The 17,098-nt window shown below is 39.4% G+C and carries 15 protein-coding genes and 1 riboswitch; of the genes, 4 read left to right on the top strand and 11 right to left on the bottom strand.

Annotated features, from left to right (window positions below; all coding sequences use genetic code 11):
- Positions 1–108 precede the first annotated feature (108 nt).
- Complete coding sequence (locus MKX97_RS17855; RefSeq protein WP_342536612.1) at positions 109–600, top strand: hypothetical protein; 492 nt, start codon at positions 109–111, stop codon at positions 598–600.
- 75 nt (positions 601–675) lie between these two features.
- Here MKX97_RS17855 and MKX97_RS17860 read toward each other — a convergent pair whose 3' ends face one another.
- A complete protein-coding gene (locus tag MKX97_RS17860) occupies positions 676–1,455 on the bottom strand; it encodes a TatD family hydrolase (RefSeq protein WP_342536613.1) in 780 nt (259 codons plus the stop codon).
- 118 nt (positions 1,456–1,573) lie between these two features.
- On the opposite strand from MKX97_RS17860, the gene MKX97_RS17865 reads away from it, so the two are divergent.
- A complete protein-coding gene (locus MKX97_RS17865; RefSeq protein WP_342536614.1) occupies positions 1,574–2,191 on the top strand; it encodes a YitT family protein in 618 nt (205 codons plus the stop codon).
- Between the two features lie 81 nt (positions 2,192–2,272).
- Here the strand turns inward: MKX97_RS17865 and MKX97_RS17870 are convergent, their stop codons facing one another.
- Positions 2,273–3,142, bottom strand: coding sequence for a DMT family transporter (locus MKX97_RS17870; protein WP_342536615.1), 870 nt, complete (start codon positions 3,140–3,142; stop codon positions 2,273–2,275).
- A 211-nt stretch (positions 3,143–3,353) separates the two neighbouring features.
- Entirely contained in the window at positions 3,354–4,040 is a 687-nt protein-coding gene (locus tag MKX97_RS17875) for a peptidylprolyl isomerase (RefSeq protein WP_342536616.1), read from the bottom strand.
- 178 nt (positions 4,041–4,218) lie between these two features.
- Here MKX97_RS17875 and MKX97_RS17880 point away from each other — a divergent pair, with 178 nt between their 5' ends.
- Positions 4,219–5,034, top strand: a complete 816-nt coding sequence (locus tag MKX97_RS17880) for a DUF817 domain-containing protein (RefSeq protein ID WP_009499305.1) — start codon at positions 4,219–4,221, stop codon at positions 5,032–5,034.
- A gap of 123 nt (positions 5,035–5,157) precedes the next feature.
- On the opposite strand, the gene MKX97_RS17885 is transcribed toward MKX97_RS17880, so the two are convergent.
- Positions 5,158–5,658 carry a DUF1456 family protein gene (locus MKX97_RS17885; RefSeq protein WP_040760247.1) on the bottom strand — a complete coding sequence of 167 codons (501 nt, stop codon included), beginning with the start codon at positions 5,656–5,658 and terminating at the stop codon, positions 5,158–5,160.
- A gap of 223 nt (positions 5,659–5,881) precedes the next feature.
- Here MKX97_RS17885 and MKX97_RS17890 point away from each other — a divergent pair, with 223 nt between their 5' ends.
- The gene (locus MKX97_RS17890; protein WP_009499307.1) at positions 5,882–6,088 is read left to right on the top strand and encodes a hypothetical protein; all 207 of its coding nucleotides are present in this window, start codon (positions 5,882–5,884) and stop codon (positions 6,086–6,088) included.
- A gap of 247 nt (positions 6,089–6,335) precedes the next feature.
- Here MKX97_RS17890 and MKX97_RS17895 read toward each other — a convergent pair whose 3' ends face one another.
- The 7 genes from MKX97_RS17895 to MKX97_RS17925 form a co-directional block, all read right to left on the bottom strand.
- A complete protein-coding gene (locus MKX97_RS17895; RefSeq protein WP_009499308.1) occupies positions 6,336–6,614 on the bottom strand; it encodes a hypothetical protein in 279 nt (92 codons plus the stop codon).
- A 424-nt stretch (positions 6,615–7,038) separates the two neighbouring features.
- Positions 7,039–8,223, bottom strand: coding sequence for a sodium/glutamate symporter (gene gltS / locus MKX97_RS17900; RefSeq protein ID WP_009499309.1), 1,185 nt, complete (start codon positions 8,221–8,223; stop codon positions 7,039–7,041).
- A gap of 637 nt (positions 8,224–8,860) precedes the next feature.
- Positions 8,861–11,041 (bottom strand): amidase family protein, encoded by a 2,181-nt coding sequence (locus MKX97_RS17905; protein ID WP_342536617.1) that lies wholly within the window; start codon positions 11,039–11,041, stop codon positions 8,861–8,863.
- 186 nt (positions 11,042–11,227) lie between these two features.
- Positions 11,228–13,279 (bottom strand): methyl-accepting chemotaxis protein, encoded by a 2,052-nt coding sequence (locus MKX97_RS17910; protein WP_342536618.1) that lies wholly within the window; start codon positions 13,277–13,279, stop codon positions 11,228–11,230.
- A gap of 201 nt (positions 13,280–13,480) precedes the next feature.
- Positions 13,481–13,591, bottom strand: a riboswitch (cyclic di-GMP riboswitch).
- Positions 13,592–14,050: 459 nt separating this feature from the next.
- On the bottom strand, positions 14,051–14,530 hold the full coding sequence (gene rlmH, locus MKX97_RS17915; protein ID WP_040760017.1) for a 23S rRNA (pseudouridine(1915)-N(3))-methyltransferase RlmH: 480 nt from the start codon (positions 14,528–14,530) through the stop codon (positions 14,051–14,053).
- A 401-nt stretch (positions 14,531–14,931) separates the two neighbouring features.
- Positions 14,932–16,185, bottom strand: a complete 1,254-nt coding sequence (locus MKX97_RS17920; protein ID WP_340760867.1) for a trypsin-like peptidase domain-containing protein — start codon at positions 16,183–16,185, stop codon at positions 14,932–14,934.
- Between the two features lie 117 nt (positions 16,186–16,302).
- Positions 16,303–17,091, bottom strand: coding sequence for an MBL fold metallo-hydrolase (locus MKX97_RS17925; protein WP_078818753.1), 789 nt, complete (start codon positions 17,089–17,091; stop codon positions 16,303–16,305).
- Positions 17,092–17,098: the final 7 nt, after the last annotated feature.

Below are 17,098 nucleotides of genomic sequence, written 5' to 3' on the forward strand. Positions count from 1 at the left end.
CTTTCTAATCAGACTTAACTATCGTATTGTTCTAGTCAAATCATTCACCAAGCTGGGAGGAATACATAATCTATAAAGAGGTAGTTAATTAATAACGCGAGGAGTCGGATGATGGAATTTCAATCTTTTAGCGGAATTGTAATGATGATTGATGATTTTTCAACAGGCCAAGATAATGGAGCCGGATGTTATAAGCTGTTCATGGTAGATAGCGGTTACGGAAACATAGTGAATTTTGTAGTAGGACCGACAACTTATTTTGTAGATCATGTAATGGTAGAGATAGGTGATCAGGTAACTGGTTTCTACGATGCAAATGCACCAGCCCCTCTTATCTACCCACCACAATTCAGGGCACTTGTCATGAGTAGAGATTCTCCATATCAAAATGTGAAAGTGGACTATTTTAACCGTCGTCTGGAAAGTAGTGACGGAACGCTGCGACTGAATCTATCCCCGCAAACTCAAATCATCTTACAAAATGGCCAATCCTTTAATGGAGATATTGGCGGACGCGATCTAATTGTGGTATACGGTGCTTCTACAAGAAGTATACCTGCTCAGACTACACCTTATAAGATTATTGTACTTTGCTCTTAAACCGACCACGTTGAGCTCAAAATGGGTATATAAAAAGAGACGAATCCTCTACTTTTCGAGGGCACGTCTCTTCTTTTATTCAATCCGATAGAAATTTCTAGTCGTTGCATAAATCTTTCGATAGACTTCATCTATATTCAAATGCTTTATTTCCGCGATCGTTTGGATACTTTTGTGCATCATCGAAGGGTGTGTCACTTTTCCTGAAAAATGACCTTCAAACGGCCATGGTCCGTCTGTCTCGACCATCAACTGTGAAAGTGGTGTCTGGTCGACAATATGCTGAACCTTTACTTTGTATGTGACATCCGGTGTCACGGAGACGACATATCCATTCGCTAGGATACGTTTTAGAATTGTATCCTCTCCCTTAAACCAATGAAAATGTGCTTTTTCAATTGAATAAGACTCCAGTAGATCGCAAACAAGAGCAGCATCTTCATAAACGGCATGCAGCACGATCGGCAACTCATAGCCCTTCGCCTTTCGAATGAATTGCTCAAGTACTTCTATGTAAGGTTCTACTTCTAAATCAGGTTGTTCTTGACGCGTATAATACGGCAATCCCACTTCTCCAATGGCAGTAAGCCGATGACGGTTTTGATCGATTACGTTTAGGATTGTTTGAAGTTCTTCCTCAGCCGGCAAAGCTTGTTCTGGATGATATCCGATTGCTGGTTTGATCCTATTGTCTAAACCTGCTAGTTCCAATTGACGATTGGATGATGCTAAATTATTCGATACAGCAACCAGTGCATCAACCGAACTTTCTTCTAACTTGTCTAGGAGAACGATTCTTTCCCCGTCTTCGTACATATCCAAATGAATATGGGCATCAATCAGACGTCTGCTCATGAACACCCCTCGCTTTCTGTTCCTACAATGTTTGAACATTCTGGAAGTTACTATACAATCAGAACTAGATGATCGTTGCTATATTTATCATATTATCACGTCTAGGGGGTTATGTTCTTTGCGATTGCTGCAAGCCGGATTTCATTATTATCTTGCCGGTCTAATTGTTTTGACGTTAGGCATCACATTAACGATCCAATCCGCACTGGGTGCTTCACCGTTTGATGCCCTTCTTGTTGGCTTATACCGCACATTTGGCTTAACAATCGGCAGTTGGGAAATTGTCGTTGGGGCAGCAATGGTCTTTTGTAACGCCATTGCGAAGAAGAAAAGACCTGAATATTACGCATTAATTTCGGCATTTATCACTGGCCTTGGAATTGACGCATGGTTAATTTTATTGCGTGATTGGATTGCACCGGGAACTTGGATCGGTCAATGGATCTGTACAGGAGCAGGAATTGTATTGATAGGTCTAGGTATTGCGATTTATTTACAATCCCAATTTGAGCCCAACCCAATGGATCGTTCCATGCTAATATTATCCAAGCTAACGGGTTTGAGTGTGACGTATACCCGCGCCATGATCAGTTTTATTCTCGTTATCATTGCTTTATTATTTGATGGAGCAATCGGGCTGGGGACGCTAGTGAACGCGCTATTTACAGGAGTATTTATTAGTTTTTTTTCACCTTACATAAAAGCACTAACAAATCGTCCAGAACTACTTAAGTAATGAAAAAACCGTAAAAAACTGACGTGTTAGTTCAAACATTTATGGATGTTCCTGCTAACACGTTTTCTGGTACGCAGGCACCTAACGCTTCTTTCGTTGATATGTGGACAACAAGACTCCGCCAACTATAAATAAAGATCCCAAAAGTTCTGATCCAGCGATTGGTTTGTAAAGCAGTAATACTCCCATTACCATGGCGACAAAAGGTTCAAGATTAGATAATATAGATGCCTTTGAAGCATCGACATACCGTATATTATTGTTCCAAATCAATGTCGCAATGCCGTGCACCACAATGGCGGTACTAATCAGAAAAGCCCAATCTGATATCTCGAAGCTGATTCGCAAAGGAGTATCTAATGTAAAAGCGAAGGGAATTGACACCACTAAACCGACAACATTTGAATAGAGCGTAATGGTGAATGGGTCTATTCGTTGAGAAAGAAGTCTGGTCATTATAACCATAATAGCGAAGGTAATCATCGTAATCACAATCCATATTAAACCTTTGTCGATCTGCAGGGAAGATACGCCCCCTTTGGTCACGACAAAATAAATCCCTATAAGAGCAACAACTGATCCCATCAACATTCGAATGGTGAACTTTTCTTTTAAAAAGATAGCCGCTAATACGCCAGTTACAATAGGTGCTGTGGCTAAAATCAATGCAGAAGTTGTAGGGTCTGCCGTTTGCAACCCTTCGAAAAATGACCATTGATTGATGAAAACGCCAATTACTCCAAGAAAAAACAGCGCAAGGAAGTCTGCTTTCGTAACTCTTCGTAACTGCTTTTTGTAAGCAGATATCCCAATTAGAAATAATACGATAAATAAAAGTCTGAGTGTGGTTAACATGGAGGGGGAAAACACTTCAACTAACATCTTTCCGAAAACAAAATTGCTTCCCCATACGAGCACACAAAATGTTAGCCAAGCGTAAGCTTTTAACATTTGCATCATCCTTCCTGCAACATAATGCTAACTGCCCTATTTTATACCCCGCAAGAATTTTCGTATACATTTTTGTTTGGTTCTTATCATTTACGTTCATATAACAGTTAAAAAAGGTACCCGTACCATACTGATTTCGGAAATCAATATGATGCAGGTACCTTAATTTTTTTATAAAAGCCCCGAAACCTACTAGGACACCCTTCTTACATTAGTCGTTCACTTTCGGAGATGGATAGTCAAAGCCTTTCGTATCCACTTCCACCTTCTTCATTTTCTGATCTTCTAACGGCTTATCTGAAGAGTCTGTTTCAGTAGCAACGATTGCATCCACAGTTTCCATGCCCTCAATTACTTTTCCAAACGCAGCATATTCTTCGTCAAGCTGGGACGTATCTTCTGCCATAATAAAAAATTGGGAGCCTGCAGAATTTGGTTCCCCTGTGCGTGCCATAGAGACAACGCCGCGTTCATGTTTCAGATTATTTTCAAATCCATTACTAGTGAATTCCCCGTCAATCGAATATCCCGGACCGCCTGATCCATTTCCCGAAGGATCTCCCCCTTGGATCATGAAACCTGGAATGACTCGGTGAAAAATCAGTCCATCATAATAACCTTCCTCAATTAATGAAATAAAGTTGGCTACTGTATTTGGAGCTACAGAAGGATCTAATTCTAGGACGATTTTTTCGTCGTTATCCATCGTAATCGTCACAATCGGGTTTTCTTCCACTTCTTCCGAATAATCTGCTTCTTTTACCGGTTGTTCCTCTGATTGCCCGTCTGTCTTCTCCTCCTGCTGCTCGTCTTTTGTTGACGATCCACACCCCACTAAAAGAAAAGCCAGCGCCATCAGGCTAAAGATTAAATAAAATGCTTTATTTCTTATAAACATCTACTTTTACAACTCCCTTATGTAATCTGCTCGTTCATTATATAACACATAATCAGGCAATTCACGCTAAATAGCGAACCCTATCCGATCATTCATCGTCATACTAACTTCCACAGAGACTACATCTCATCTTTATTTATATTTCCAGATTATAAATGAAACTAGAAGGAGATGCCCTATGAGAGACAGCTTAATTCAGCAAAAAACAGTAAAAACACAGATCAAGAGAGCCTGGCTGCAACTTGTCCATTTTGGATGGCAGCAAGCCCTGTCCTGCCTGTTTCCAGTCGTTATCTTTGGCTCCTTAGCCTTGACCCAAGTCATTCCCCTGCCTATACTGCCTCGATACGACTGGCTACTCATCATCTTTCTTCTTATGCAATGGTGGATGGTGCGTTCGGGGCTAGAAACTCGTGATGAATTAAAAGTCATCACTATGTTTCACTTGATCGGTCTGGCCCTTGAAGTATTTAAAGTTAATATGGGATCCTGGTCATACCCCGAGGATGGGTATTTCAAAATACTAGGAGTGCCTTTATACAGCGGATTCATGTATGCAAGTGTTGCAAGCTATCTTTGCCAGGCATGGAGGAGACTGGATGTGAATCTCGTGAAATGGCCGCCACTTTGGGCAGTCGTGCCACTCGCCGCTGCCATCTACTTAAACTTTTTCACTCATCATTATTGGATTGATATTCGTTGGTGGTTGTCTGCGCTGGTTGTAATTGTTTTTTGGCAGTCTTGGGTCACATATGCAGTGAACGGAACACGATACCGTATGCCCCTTGCGTTTTCATTTGTACTTATCGGTTTTTTTATCTGGGTTGCAGAGAACATCGCAACGTTTTTTGGCGCTTGGAAATATCCGAATCAAAGCGACACATGGCAGCTGGTCGGCATAGGAAAATTAAGTTCTTGGCTGCTGTTGGTCATTGTTAGTTTTCTAATTGTAGCGACGTTGAAGATGATTAAAGAAAAATCACCTGTGAAATAGCAACTTAGAGAGACCTATACAGAATGGAGAATAAGTTATGCAAAAAGGTACCTGCGCAATATTGAACCCTATATTCAATAATGCGTAGATACCTTTTTTAATCAGACAAGCAATTTACTACTCCTATTCTCTATATCTTAGCGCCAAACCTTTTAAGAAATTTCTAGCGTATCGATCGCCACATTCCTTATAATTTCGGTGTCCTTCTTTTCTGAGAACTGCACTCAATTCACTTTTTGATAAATTAACCCCTGCATCCTGTAAGATCTCCAACATATCTTCACTCGTGAGCGAAAGTGCAATTTTCATCTTCTTGAGCAGGATATTATTCACGTTTCGGTCAGTCATTAAGAATTGGTTTTGCTCGTTCTCCGGCTTAACATCCTGCACTCCTCTTTTCAGGCTCACAAATCCATTTAAAAAGGACTCCAACATAGTATTATTGACTTCTTTAACGTACTCATTTTCTTGCGCTTCATCTTCTTTTGACTTCGACAACATTTTCTGAACTTCTTCTTTCGTCGTTTCCATACCACCCAACTCAAAAATCTCTACCATCGCTGTGTCTTTTATATCCAATGCATATCTTAATCGAGTAAGTATATCGTTATTATTCAATAGGATCACCTAACACCTTTCCTGTTTTAGCTGTTGTTCTAAGTATAGTACTATTTGCATTTCATTGTCTCAATTAACCCTTTTCTTTTTTCTCTATATTATTCAACTCATTTTTACATTATTAATACATTTGAAATATGAGAATTCCGATTCCACACAGACATTTATAGAAAGAAGCGCTCGAATCTTTTAAAGGAAATGATTCGTATACAGGAGAGGAGGAGAATAAATGCAGCCTACAAATGTAAAAGCTTGCACGCAATGCGGAGGATCGGCGATCGGAAAAGGAGTTCAAAGCGGATACGCAAGCGTGACAACTTATAAAAAGATGGGAATAGGTCATAAGCTGATCCATCTCATCTGTACGGATTGTGGTTGGGTGCTCGGGAGCTATGTGGAGAATCCGAGGGTCTTCAAGAAGACGATTGGAAAATGAAATGCTTCCGGTCTTATGCCTGAAAATAAGGCTTACCTATTTATCTCGCGTTTTATTTCCATTTAGAGCAGCTGATAGAGTTACTACCACTCCATTAAAAGCTATGTAATACATTTCTAAATTCAATTGAAAAATATCAACGAATATTTTATGGAGTTTAATGTCAGGATAAGTTTTTCGTTATTTGACGGTCATGAAGAAATCACCCCAAAAGGCTAACAAAACCTAGAGGGGGGATTGTCTTCGTTTATTGGTCTTCTACAATCTCTTGTGCTTCGTTCAACTGTTTCTTCATCATGTCTAACTGTTCTTTGTTTTGTTGAACGGAATCCATACGCTCATCATATTGCTCTGCCTTCGTTAATGCCTTTTCTGTTCGTGCTATCGAATTAAAAGCATGCTCCACAGCTATCTCCTCAGGATGCGACATCGCCTGCTTCACCGAACGATCAGCCTTCTGAACAGAATTGCTTAAAAAAGTGCCTGGATGATCCTTTTTCCAACTTTGTTTTGAATTCTTAGCCATTTACGATTCTTTCCCTCCTGCAAATAAGATATTTTACGGCATGCTTAGTATTGTAAAAAAACCTGGAACTATGCGTGGTCAGGGATTAATGACAGTAGATATAATTACGTGGCATTTCCTTTTATAACATTTATTTATAATAAGGTTCTCCGTTGCTAATGTAAATACGACTTTCCCAATAAATATTTAGAATATTTAGAAGGAGATAATACATATGCCAACAAATAAGCTTGTCTTAACAGGTGAGCAAGAAGTGGACTTAGTAAATATAAAAAACATTAACATAAGGATTCTCATTTCTGGATGAAAACTTTATCTTCCTCATCCTTTCCTATACAAAAAAACTTCCAGCCGATAGACAAGGGCTAGAAGCTTTTTTTATTAAATTAGAGATAGTTAATGTGGAAACAGTCATTCCAATAACTCACTTGAACAAGTTAATGGTTGTGATAATGATCGGCGCGCTAAATACAACATCAATAAGGAATGCACCGACAATTGGCACGACCAGGAATGCCGTGCGAGAAGGACCATACTTGCTCACGGTTGCGGACATGTTCGCCATTGCGTTCGGTGTTGCACCCAGCCCGTGGCCTAAGAATCCGGAGATCATAACAGCCGCATCGTAGTCCTTGCCAAGCATTCGGAACATCACAAAGACGGCATATAGGACGATGACGATAACCTGGATGAGTATAATGCCGATGAGCGGTAGTGCGAGATCTGCAACTTCCCACAGCTTGATGCTCATCAGTGCCATCGAGAGGAAGATTGCAAGCGAAACGTCCCCGATTAAGTTGATTTCCTTCATGTTCACCGTACCCTTTACAAAGCGGTCAGTAAGATTCCGAACAATAACCGCTACGAACATCGCCCCGATATAGGACGGCAGGACGAAGCCGGTCACATTTGTAAACAAATCCCCAAGATACGTTCCCACTGCCATGGAGAACGTGAGAAGGGCAACTTGCACCATGAACGACCACTCTTGAATCGGCCTCTCATCATTTTCTACATATTCTTCTATTTTACCCGCTGATGGCTTTAAGTCATGTTTTTTAATCAGGTACCGCGCAACCGGACCGCCGGTAAGGCTACCACAAATTAGGCCAAGTGTGGCGGCAGCCATTCCAATCGTCAAGGCTGAGGAAACGCCCAAGTTCTCAATCGTCTGTCCGTAGGCCGCAGCACCGCCATGTCCTCCGTTCATCGAAACTGCTCCGGCCATGACACCCAATAGTGGATCAATTCCAAACAATTGAGCAAACGAAACACCGATGACGTTCTGCAAGAACACCGTGACGCCGCACAAGAGCAAATAGATGACTAAGAGCTTTCCGCCCAGTTTGATGAGCTTGAAGCTTGCTCCAAGGCCGACCGTCGTAAAGAAGGCGATCATGAACAACGACTGTAGCGATGTATCCAATGTAATCTCGACAATCCCCGTAGTTTTCAACACGAGCGCTAAAGTGGCGAATATCAAACCGCCGATGACAGGCGCCGGGATCAGGAACCGGTTAAGGAATCCGACCCGGCTGACAAGTGCCATTCCAAGCAAATAGAGAGCTACTGCAAGGAACAGTGTTGTAATCTGGTTGAGTTCAATCATATATCTTCACCTTTCTAAAAAGCCTTTACCGCTTCATTGATAAGTTCCCTCAGCCGAACCGTTCAACCGATTTATCAAGAGCCGGGTTAACCAAGCCTATGTTAAAGTTTGTCTTTTTTTACTTACGTGCCGAATGAATGTAGCCGGCTAATCACGGCATGATTCCGTTTCCCTCTCTCCTTGGTAAACGCTTTCATACCTAGAAAATAGAGTTATGTCGATATTTTACGGTAAACCTATTGAATCCTACAAAATCCGACATTTTTCGATATGTATTTCTAAAAAAATGATATTTTTTAATCTTTTGTTCAATTAGCCATCGCTATACTTTTCTTTTGCTTCAGCATTGTACGACTTGACTTGATAATTTACATAATATAAAAGACAAAACCACCTAAGTCATTGTCATGTCAACGTTTCAGGTGGTCCTCTCTATGAATTGCCTTATTTATGATAAGCTTCGCCATAACATATTAACCTGTAATTTGTTTATAGTAACCAAAGCTTTTTAACATGACCGTAATTCTACACATACAAAAGGCTTCTCATAAGCTCTGACTGCTTATGAGAAGCCTAAATCTTTTCTATAATTTTTGTGTAACCTTTATCTAAATTGAAGAAAGGCCTCTATCGGCCTTTACTTCGTGGGCTTAAATTGATCATCTAGGTATCGGGCCATAAATGCCGCGAAATGTTGACGTGATATATTAATATTAGGCTTAAATTTACCGTTGGAATAACCCGTTGTAATATTATTTGCTACCAACGCAGAAATATAGTTGTGAGCCCAATTCCCCTTGGGAACATCCTTAAAATCGGTTGGGTGAGTGCCTTTTAAATCATAAGCTAACACTAAGATTGCAGCCGCTTGCGAGCGGCTTAATTTTCCGGTAGGGTCGAAATACTTTTCACCTTGGGAATTAACTTTTCCGTTGACGATACCCAATTCAACAGCCTTAGCAATCTCCTCGTATCCATAATCACCAGGTGAAACATCAACAAATCCTGGGTTAGTAACATCTGAATAGTCGACAATTCCCTTTTCTTTCAAAATCAATCGTATAGCATGTAAACGTGTAATTGACTCATTTGGTTTAAATGTTCCATCTGGATAACCATTAATTATTCCTTTGTCTGTCAAATACATAATTTCATCGACATATGAACTTACATCTTTAAATGCTGGCTTTTCATCTGCATTCATTTCGAAATTAGGCGTTGTTTTAGGCAGCGTTCTAGCATTGGTTGCTTGTTCAAAAGAATAAGCTATATCTAATAGAGACTGTTCACTAAATGCCAACCCCATGAAAGAGATCCCAACAGGCAGTTCTTCACCAGTAGCACCGGCAGGAACAGTAATCTCAGGGAATCCTGTAGCAGACGCTACATAACTTGCGGCATACGTGTCATAGGCATCACATAAATATGTCGGGTCTTCCTTATCGAATCTTGGTGATGCAGGACATGACATTGTTGGAAAAACAATGGCATCCAAATTTTCTTTTTCCATTATTGATTGTACTTCATCACGTACTTTAGATATCTCTTTTGTTACTAAATCATTGTACTCTGGTGTGTCTTTAAACGCCGCTTGTTTTAAATTCGTTTTTAGACCTTCCAAACCTGCTGGATTTACTGGCGTTGCTGAATTCAAAACCTCTGGTGATTCACTAATTTTAATTATTTCTTCTAGTGTTTTCGGCTGACTTTCAGGGAACTGTTTTAGATACTCTTCCAACTGAGACTTAAAATTAGCTTCATTAATTGGCCCAATAATTGGTGTCCAAAGATATTGTGTCGTCTCTGAGAAAGATACCGGAATAAGTTCCGTCCCTATTTCCTCCATTTTCTTCAAGGATTTATTAGTAATTGTATCCACCTCAGCGTTGTCTCCAAAAAAGTCAACAGCTACTCCAATTCTTGCATTTTGTAAAGCAGTATTGTCTAAGGACTTACTATAGTCTTCAACTATATGTCCCTTTGCAGATAAGGTTTGGTCATCTTTATCATCGACTCCAGCCATAAAACTCAATGCAATCGCTACATCTTCTACAGATCTAGCCATTGGACCAGCAGTATCGAAATTTAACGAGGACGGAACGATTCCGCCACGGCTTATTAAACCTAATGTCGGTCTGATAGCGACAAGTCCCGTAACATGAGATGGTCCTCTGACCGATCCAGACGTATCAGTACCTAATCCAAATACACCAAAGTTTGCTGTGATTGCCGCGGCAGTTCCGCTGCTAGAACCAGAAGCATCACGTTTAAGGTTGTAAGGATTCAAGGTTAAACCGCCCAAAGAGCTATATCCTAATCTACCATAAGATGCTGCAAACTCTGACATATTTGTTTTTCCAATGATAATGGCTCCTGCATCCTTAAGTTTCCGAATAGCAAAAGCATCTTTTACGGGATAAGCATCCTTTAGTGCAACAGAGCCAGCCGTTGTCGGCATGCCTTTGACGTCAAAGTTATCTTTTACAACGATTGGAATACCATGAAGTACACTTCTTTTGCCTTTACTTTGTCTCTCTGCATCTAATTGCTTTGCAATCTCTATAGCTTCTTCATTAATATTAGTGAACGAATTAATCGCAGGACCTTGCTTGTCATATGCTTCTATACGTTCTAGATAATACTTAACCAACTGCTCAGATTTAATTTGGTTGTTATCTAAAGCATCGGAAATTTCGCTAATACTTTTTTCAAATGGATTAAATTCAGTTTCTTCCGCAGAGACACTTGCCAATGGAAGCACGGCTACTACTAGCATAAGAGCTATCAAGGTTCTAACTCGATTTAATATGTTAAACATAATGTTTCCTCCCTATTCTAAAACAAATTAACTATAAAATTTTCACCCTGAAAGTTATATAACAATATTCAGAGGTCATTTTATACAACATTTCTGTATATCATAAACAAAGTTAAATATAATGGATCAAAATGTTAGGATATCTAACACATTCTTTTGGTTATTGTTTAGATAGAAATTATACTTTTACAGTTTAAATTCCTGGATGGCTACTTCCAATTCATTTGACATCCTAGCTAACTCATGAGAAACCGATGAAACCTCCTCCATTGAGGCACTCATTTCTTCGGAGGATGCTGCGACGTTTTGAGAATAATTATTTACTTCAATACTCGTTTTTGAAACGTCCTCTATGTGAACTACCACTTCAGCTATATGATTCTTCATGTTTTCCATTGCTATGTTAACCTCGGATATTTTTGTTGTACCAGCGAGAATGGAGTCCTTAATTTCTCCAAACGCTTTCCCGCTTTCATTCACGAGTTTCATTCCTTCTTTTGCCGAGCTTACCCCTAGATTTACTAGACCCATCGAATCTTCAATGCCATCTTCAATATCTTGAATAATTTCATTGATTTGCAATGCTGAATTACTGGATTGCTCTGCGAGTTTTCGAACTTCATCTGCCACTACTGCAAATCCTTTTCCATGTTCGCCAGCTCTTGCAGCTTCAATTGCAGCATTCAAAGCTAATAAATTCGTTTGCTCTGAAATTGATTGAATGATAAAGCTGATTTGTCTAATTTCATTTGATTTTTCATTTAACATGCTAATTTTCTCAGCGGAAGAACTCACGTTTTTATCAATTTCAACCATTTGATTTACAGTTTGCTCAACGACATCACTGCCCTGTATAGCAGTTTCTGTCGAATAATGTATGGAATTACTTACATTGTCCATGCTCACTGTCACGTCATCAACATGCTTATACACTTCATTGATAATACCTACCGCATTTTTCATAGCAGCATCCTGTTCATCTGTTCCAGTAGCAACAAATTGAATTGATTCGGATATTTCATTGGAAGCTGTTTGATTTTCGATTGAAGAGGCTGCCAGCTCCTCAGATGTCGCAGATAATTGTTGGGATTCATGTGCAATTTTTTTTATTGTTTCTTTTAAACTGTTAGACATGGTATTGAAATTTTCGCCCATATCCCCGATTTCATCTTTCACCTTCACCGTGACTTGTTGAGTCAAATCACCATTTGACATCGCTAAAGACAAATCACTAATACTTTTAATTCTCTTCGTTATCCGTAAACTCATAACAATAGATGCGATTACAGCAAGAATCGCAAAAATACCGCCTATAAGAAAAAGCATTGAGCGAATAAAAGTAGCGGTACTTAAAATTTCATCCTTCTTTATAACAGCAATATACTTCCAGCCATCAATTTCTGAAGTGATTGTGTTTAATACATAGTCTTCTCCATCTAGTTCAGCTTCAAATGAGCCATCTTTACTTAGATCTTTTAAAGAAGGTATGTTTAGTTTAGACACTGGTTGGAAGTTCAATTCAGGATCTTTTGGATGTGCAAGAATTGTTCCATCTTCTTGCGCGAGAATTACATAACCATTATCGCCTATACTAATTTCCTTGATAATATCTGTTAAGCCTTCCAAACTTACATCTAAACCTAACACACCTGTTTGTTTTCCATTTTTTTCAATCGACACTACATTACTTACTATAATTCCTTCTATACCAGTTGCCTCATAGGCGCTTGTTAATTTTACTTCACCTGGTTCTTCAATAGCTGTGCTATACCAAGGACGGTCTCTAGGATCAAAACCTGCTGACACTGGTCCCTCAGGATATTGGACATAACCTCCATCCGATGTGCCCATATAAACATAAGAAGCTTTAGGGTGATTAATACTAAATTGAGAAAACACATTAAAAATGGCTTTCTCTTTATCCCCATTTTCTGAAGGGGTCATATCAATAGAGGCATCTCCCGCTATATCTTTATATGAAGTAATACTTGAATCGGCATTTAAAACGGAATTGTCATTAGCTAATAAATTGACATTTTCTCTAATCGTTTCAAAGTATAGAGAAATGCCATTGTCCACCTGTTTAATTTCTTTCTCGCTGAAACTGATATAATCATCCTCGGTTTTTTCGCTAACTGTTTTATTAACTAAAACTCCAATAAAAATAATTGGTACTAGTGATAGTAATAATGAAAAAACCAATAACTTCGCTTTGAACGAAATTCTTTTCTTATTCATTTTTACACTTCTTTCTGTTTATGATAGTGAATCAAAGCGTAAGTTACCAACAACTGCAAAGCTTCTAAATTGATAACTTAAAGAATCTCTTAATCCTTTCTAACTATATCTTGACGCCAAACTCATGCCAGGTAATTTTAAACACTAAAAAAGCTATTCTATATAATATAGAATAGCCAAAGGAATATATTAATCCATAAACTTGGTAACCAGGCGATCATTGTTTAGATTGCAGGACTTTTAAATAATCCCTAAACTTTAGACCCTAAGCTTTGCGTCCTGCCCTTTCAGATCAGTTTGCCTTTAACTTCTATAGTTTTAGTTTAAAATTATGCTCCCTTATAATCTCACGTAACTCCATTAAATTCAAGACTTTTTGACCGGAAACAACTTTTATTATGTGATAAAAGAATCATGTGAATAATTCAAAACTGATGAAAAGGGATGTTTTTTTCACTGTGTATATAGTTTTATAAATATGAAGTCAAAAATATGATTTCAAATTAGTAATTAATTAATTTTGGGACTTTATCCGGTATTATGCTGATACTATCACTCACCCGCCTACTATTAGTTACAATATTAACTAATCTCGATTGCTCTGAAACGCCTAAAAGGCCTATCTCCAGCTTCGAAATAGACCTTGAAAACTATTAAAGCTTCGCATTTTCTACTTCAATGGAAGCACTTTTCTTATGGTTCTCTTTGAATTCATTTATGTCTAGTGTCTGTCACTGACCGAGTCTCGTCTTATTTTATCGATAACCGCCTTTACTTATGATATGGCTCTCCCTTAATAATCCGAAACCCCCGATAAACCTGCTCGACCAGCACAAGTTTCATTAACTGATGTGGAAACGTCATTTTTGAAAAAGATAACTTCTCATTCGCCCGCTGCAACACGCTCATATGCAATCCAAGCGAACCGCCAATTACAAACACGATCTTACTTTTCCCATATGTCATTAGCGATTCTATACTCGCAGCAAATTCTTCCGAAGTTTTCATCTTTCCATCAATCGCCAAAGCAATTACATAAGCATCCGGAGCAATCTTCGCCAAGATCCGATCTGCCTCTTTCTTTTTAACAATTTCCATATCCGCTTCACTCAAAGTTTCGGGTGCTTTTTCATCCGCCACTTCAATTAATTGCATTTTGGCATAGCTATTCAGCCGTTTTGTATACTCTTCAATTCCTTGCTTCAAATACTTCTCCTTTAACTTACCCACGGTCACAATTGTTATATTCACAACTTATCCACTCGCTCTCCAAAAGTTATGCACAATACTTATACACATATCCACAGCGCGTTCTACATATTGTGCCCGACTATTTCTTCCCTACTACATGTAAAATTCACTAACTATTCTTATCTTGTTCTGTGGATAACCTTTTATAGTTTTATTCTCATAATGAAAACTTTCATGTCTACCAGTAAAATAGAAAATTTCAAAAACCATGAATGCCAAGGCTTTATACCTTACACTAACCAGCTTTTCTACTAGTATATACTTATTTTCTTTTACACAATACTATACACATTATTTAGATTTTATCCACAATTGGATAACTCCATAAAAAATCAGGCACCGTAGCACGTTTCTGCTCGATGCCTGATGTGGATTGTAATTTGTTCAGGTTGTGGATAGTCTTAGAATGTGTTGCCATCCTTCAAGACCATCTCTAACTCCACTGGTTTTCCATCACGATACACTTTCAATTTCAGTTGATCGCCAATTTCTTTTTTATTGTATAAATATTTACGAAGCGCGACCATATCCGTCACTTTCTCCTCATCCAATTGAACAATTGTATCATACTTTTTAACGCCTGCCGCAAGTGCTGGGGAATTCGGCATGATTTCTGTTACGACCACGCCTTCCGTCACATCCTCGGGTAAATTCAAGGTCTGTTGCTGCTGTTGACTTGGAATTTGCTGAAGATCGAGTAAGGAAACACCCATTGTCGGTCGATTCACTTGCCCTGTCTCCTCAAGATGTTCAATGATCGGTAATGCAATATTAATCGGAATTGCTAATCCGATTCCTTCTACTGTCTCCTGTGAAATTTTCATGGAGTTAATGCCGATCAGCTGACCTGCCATATTAATCAGTGCACCACCTGAGTTCCCTGGATTGATTGCAGCATCTGTCTGCAATACATCTGCTTGCCAATCGATGATTCCATCTTTATTCAGATCCATTGGAATCGAACGATCTTTCCCTGAAATGACACCGACTGTGACAGACCCTGCGAATCCTAGTCCAAGTGGGTTACCTATGGCGATGACCGACTCGCCGCGTTTTAGCGCATCGGAATCACCGAATTCCACTACCGTATCTACATGTTTCGAATCAATTTCAACTACAGCTAGATCCGTCCATAAGTCGCTGCCGATCAGCTTTCCTTCTACTTTAGTTCCGTCGTCAAAGCTGACTTCCAATTGCTCTGAATTTTCCACGACGTGATGATTGGTGACGATATATGCTTTGTCTCCATCTTTTTTGTACAAAACGCCTGAGCCTGACCCAGCTTCCTGGACAGAAGTCCTTGCCGACCAGAAATCTTGAACTGTCTGGATGTTGGTAATACCAACAACAGCCGAAGCTACGTCATCTACTACGTCCGTAATCTCTGTTGAAATATCCATAGGAACTTGGCTGTGTTGTGTCTCTGTTAAATTAGAAGGTTTATTTACTTGTACTTCATTTGTTGTTGAATCAGATGCAAACATTACGACCAACCAAACGATCAGTCCACCTATTATTCCACCTAGCAGGCCCATCCAAAAACCACTTTTACGTTTTTTCTCTTGTTTCGTTTCGGCAGGCGGGATTGGCTGCCATGATGTTTCTTCTCTTTCTTGTTCTCTTTCTCCATCCATCCCTCTTCTTTCATCATCCATTCGCATATCCTCCTTATCCAAATGTTCTCATTACATATCATACATGTACTTTACCCCAATCTATCATTGAAAATGCAAAAAAGCCTTACTAATTAAAGCAAGGCTTTTCGCATTTTTTCAGACAAGTACAAGCTCTGTAGATTCTGCTGCGTCAGTATCGCGTAAATGGACATATTCGCCTGCACGAATACCGCAACTCTCCAATGTCTGTGCCACGCTCATGCGCGCCAAGTCTTTCATATTATTATCTAAACTAAGGTGTGCTAAATAAATATGCGTCTCTTTTTGAGCTACGACTTCACTCATCGCGACAGCTGCATCTTCATTCGACACGTGGCCGACATCACTCAGGATTCGACGTTTAATAGACCATGGATAACGCCCCATTTGCAGCATGCTTACATCATGATTGCTTTCAAAGACGAAACTGTCAGCTCCTGCGATATGACCCTTCATACGATCGCTGACATATCCTGTATCGGTGATAACAGCTAGCTTTCGATCCCCTTCATTGAATGTGTAAAACATGGGATCTGCTGCATCGTGAGACACGGCAAATGATTGAATATCCAACGACCCGAATGTTTTCACTGTCTCCATGTCGAAATGAAAACGTTGATCCAATGGAATCTCTCCAACAAGACCGTCCATCGCTGACCATGTCTTTGCGTTAGCATAAATGGGGGTTTTGTATTTCCTCGCGAGAACACCAATTCCTTTAATATGATCGCTATGTTCATGTGTGACAAAAATAGCATCTATTTCTTTCATGGAGCGATTGATCGAGCCGAGCAAGCCTTCGATTTTCTTACCGCTCATCCCGGCATCCACGAGAAAAGCATGCTCGTCCGTCTCTATATAAAGCGAGTTGCCTGTACTGCCACTCGCTAAAATGCTAAAACGCATGTGGAAA

Source organism: Sporosarcina sp. FSL K6-3508, from assembly GCF_038615825.1.
Taxonomy (GTDB): Bacteria; Bacillota; Bacilli; order Bacillales_A; family Planococcaceae; genus Sporosarcina; species Sporosarcina newyorkensis.

What these genes read in the sequence shown, in the direction of transcription:
- MKX97_RS17895 (WP_009499308.1), bottom strand. Translation starts at nt 6,614, where the DNA reads ATGGCTAAGAATTCAAAACAAAGTTGGAAAAAGGATCATCCAGGCACT.
- MKX97_RS17905 (WP_342536617.1), bottom strand. Translation starts at nt 11,041, where the DNA reads ATGTTTAACATATTAAATCGAGTTAGAACCTTGATAGCTCTTATGCTA.
- MKX97_RS17880 (WP_009499305.1), top strand. Translation starts at nt 4,219, where the DNA reads ATGAGAGACAGCTTAATTCAGCAAAAAACAGTAAAAACACAGATCAAG.
- MKX97_RS17890 (WP_009499307.1), top strand. Translation starts at nt 5,882, where the DNA reads ATGCAGCCTACAAATGTAAAAGCTTGCACGCAATGCGGAGGATCGGCG.
- MKX97_RS17925 (WP_078818753.1), bottom strand. Translation starts at nt 17,091, where the DNA reads ATGCGTTTTAGCATTTTAGCGAGTGGCAGTACAGGCAACTCGCTTTAT.
- MKX97_RS17870 (WP_342536615.1), bottom strand. Translation starts at nt 3,142, where the DNA reads ATGTTAAAAGCTTACGCTTGGCTAACATTTTGTGTGCTCGTATGGGGA.
- MKX97_RS17875 (WP_342536616.1), bottom strand. Translation starts at nt 4,040, where the DNA reads ATGTTTATAAGAAATAAAGCATTTTATTTAATCTTTAGCCTGATGGCG.
- gltS (WP_009499309.1), bottom strand. Translation starts at nt 8,223, where the DNA reads ATGATTGAACTCAACCAGATTACAACACTGTTCCTTGCAGTAGCTCTC.
- MKX97_RS17860 (WP_342536613.1), bottom strand. Translation starts at nt 1,455, where the DNA reads ATGAGCAGACGTCTGATTGATGCCCATATTCATTTGGATATGTACGAA.
- MKX97_RS17920 (WP_340760867.1), bottom strand. Translation starts at nt 16,185, where the DNA reads ATGGATGATGAAAGAAGAGGGATGGATGGAGAAAGAGAACAAGAAAGA.
- MKX97_RS17910 (WP_342536618.1), bottom strand. Translation starts at nt 13,279, where the DNA reads ATGAATAAGAAAAGAATTTCGTTCAAAGCGAAGTTATTGGTTTTTTCA.
- MKX97_RS17855 (WP_342536612.1), top strand. Translation starts at nt 109, where the DNA reads ATGATGGAATTTCAATCTTTTAGCGGAATTGTAATGATGATTGATGAT.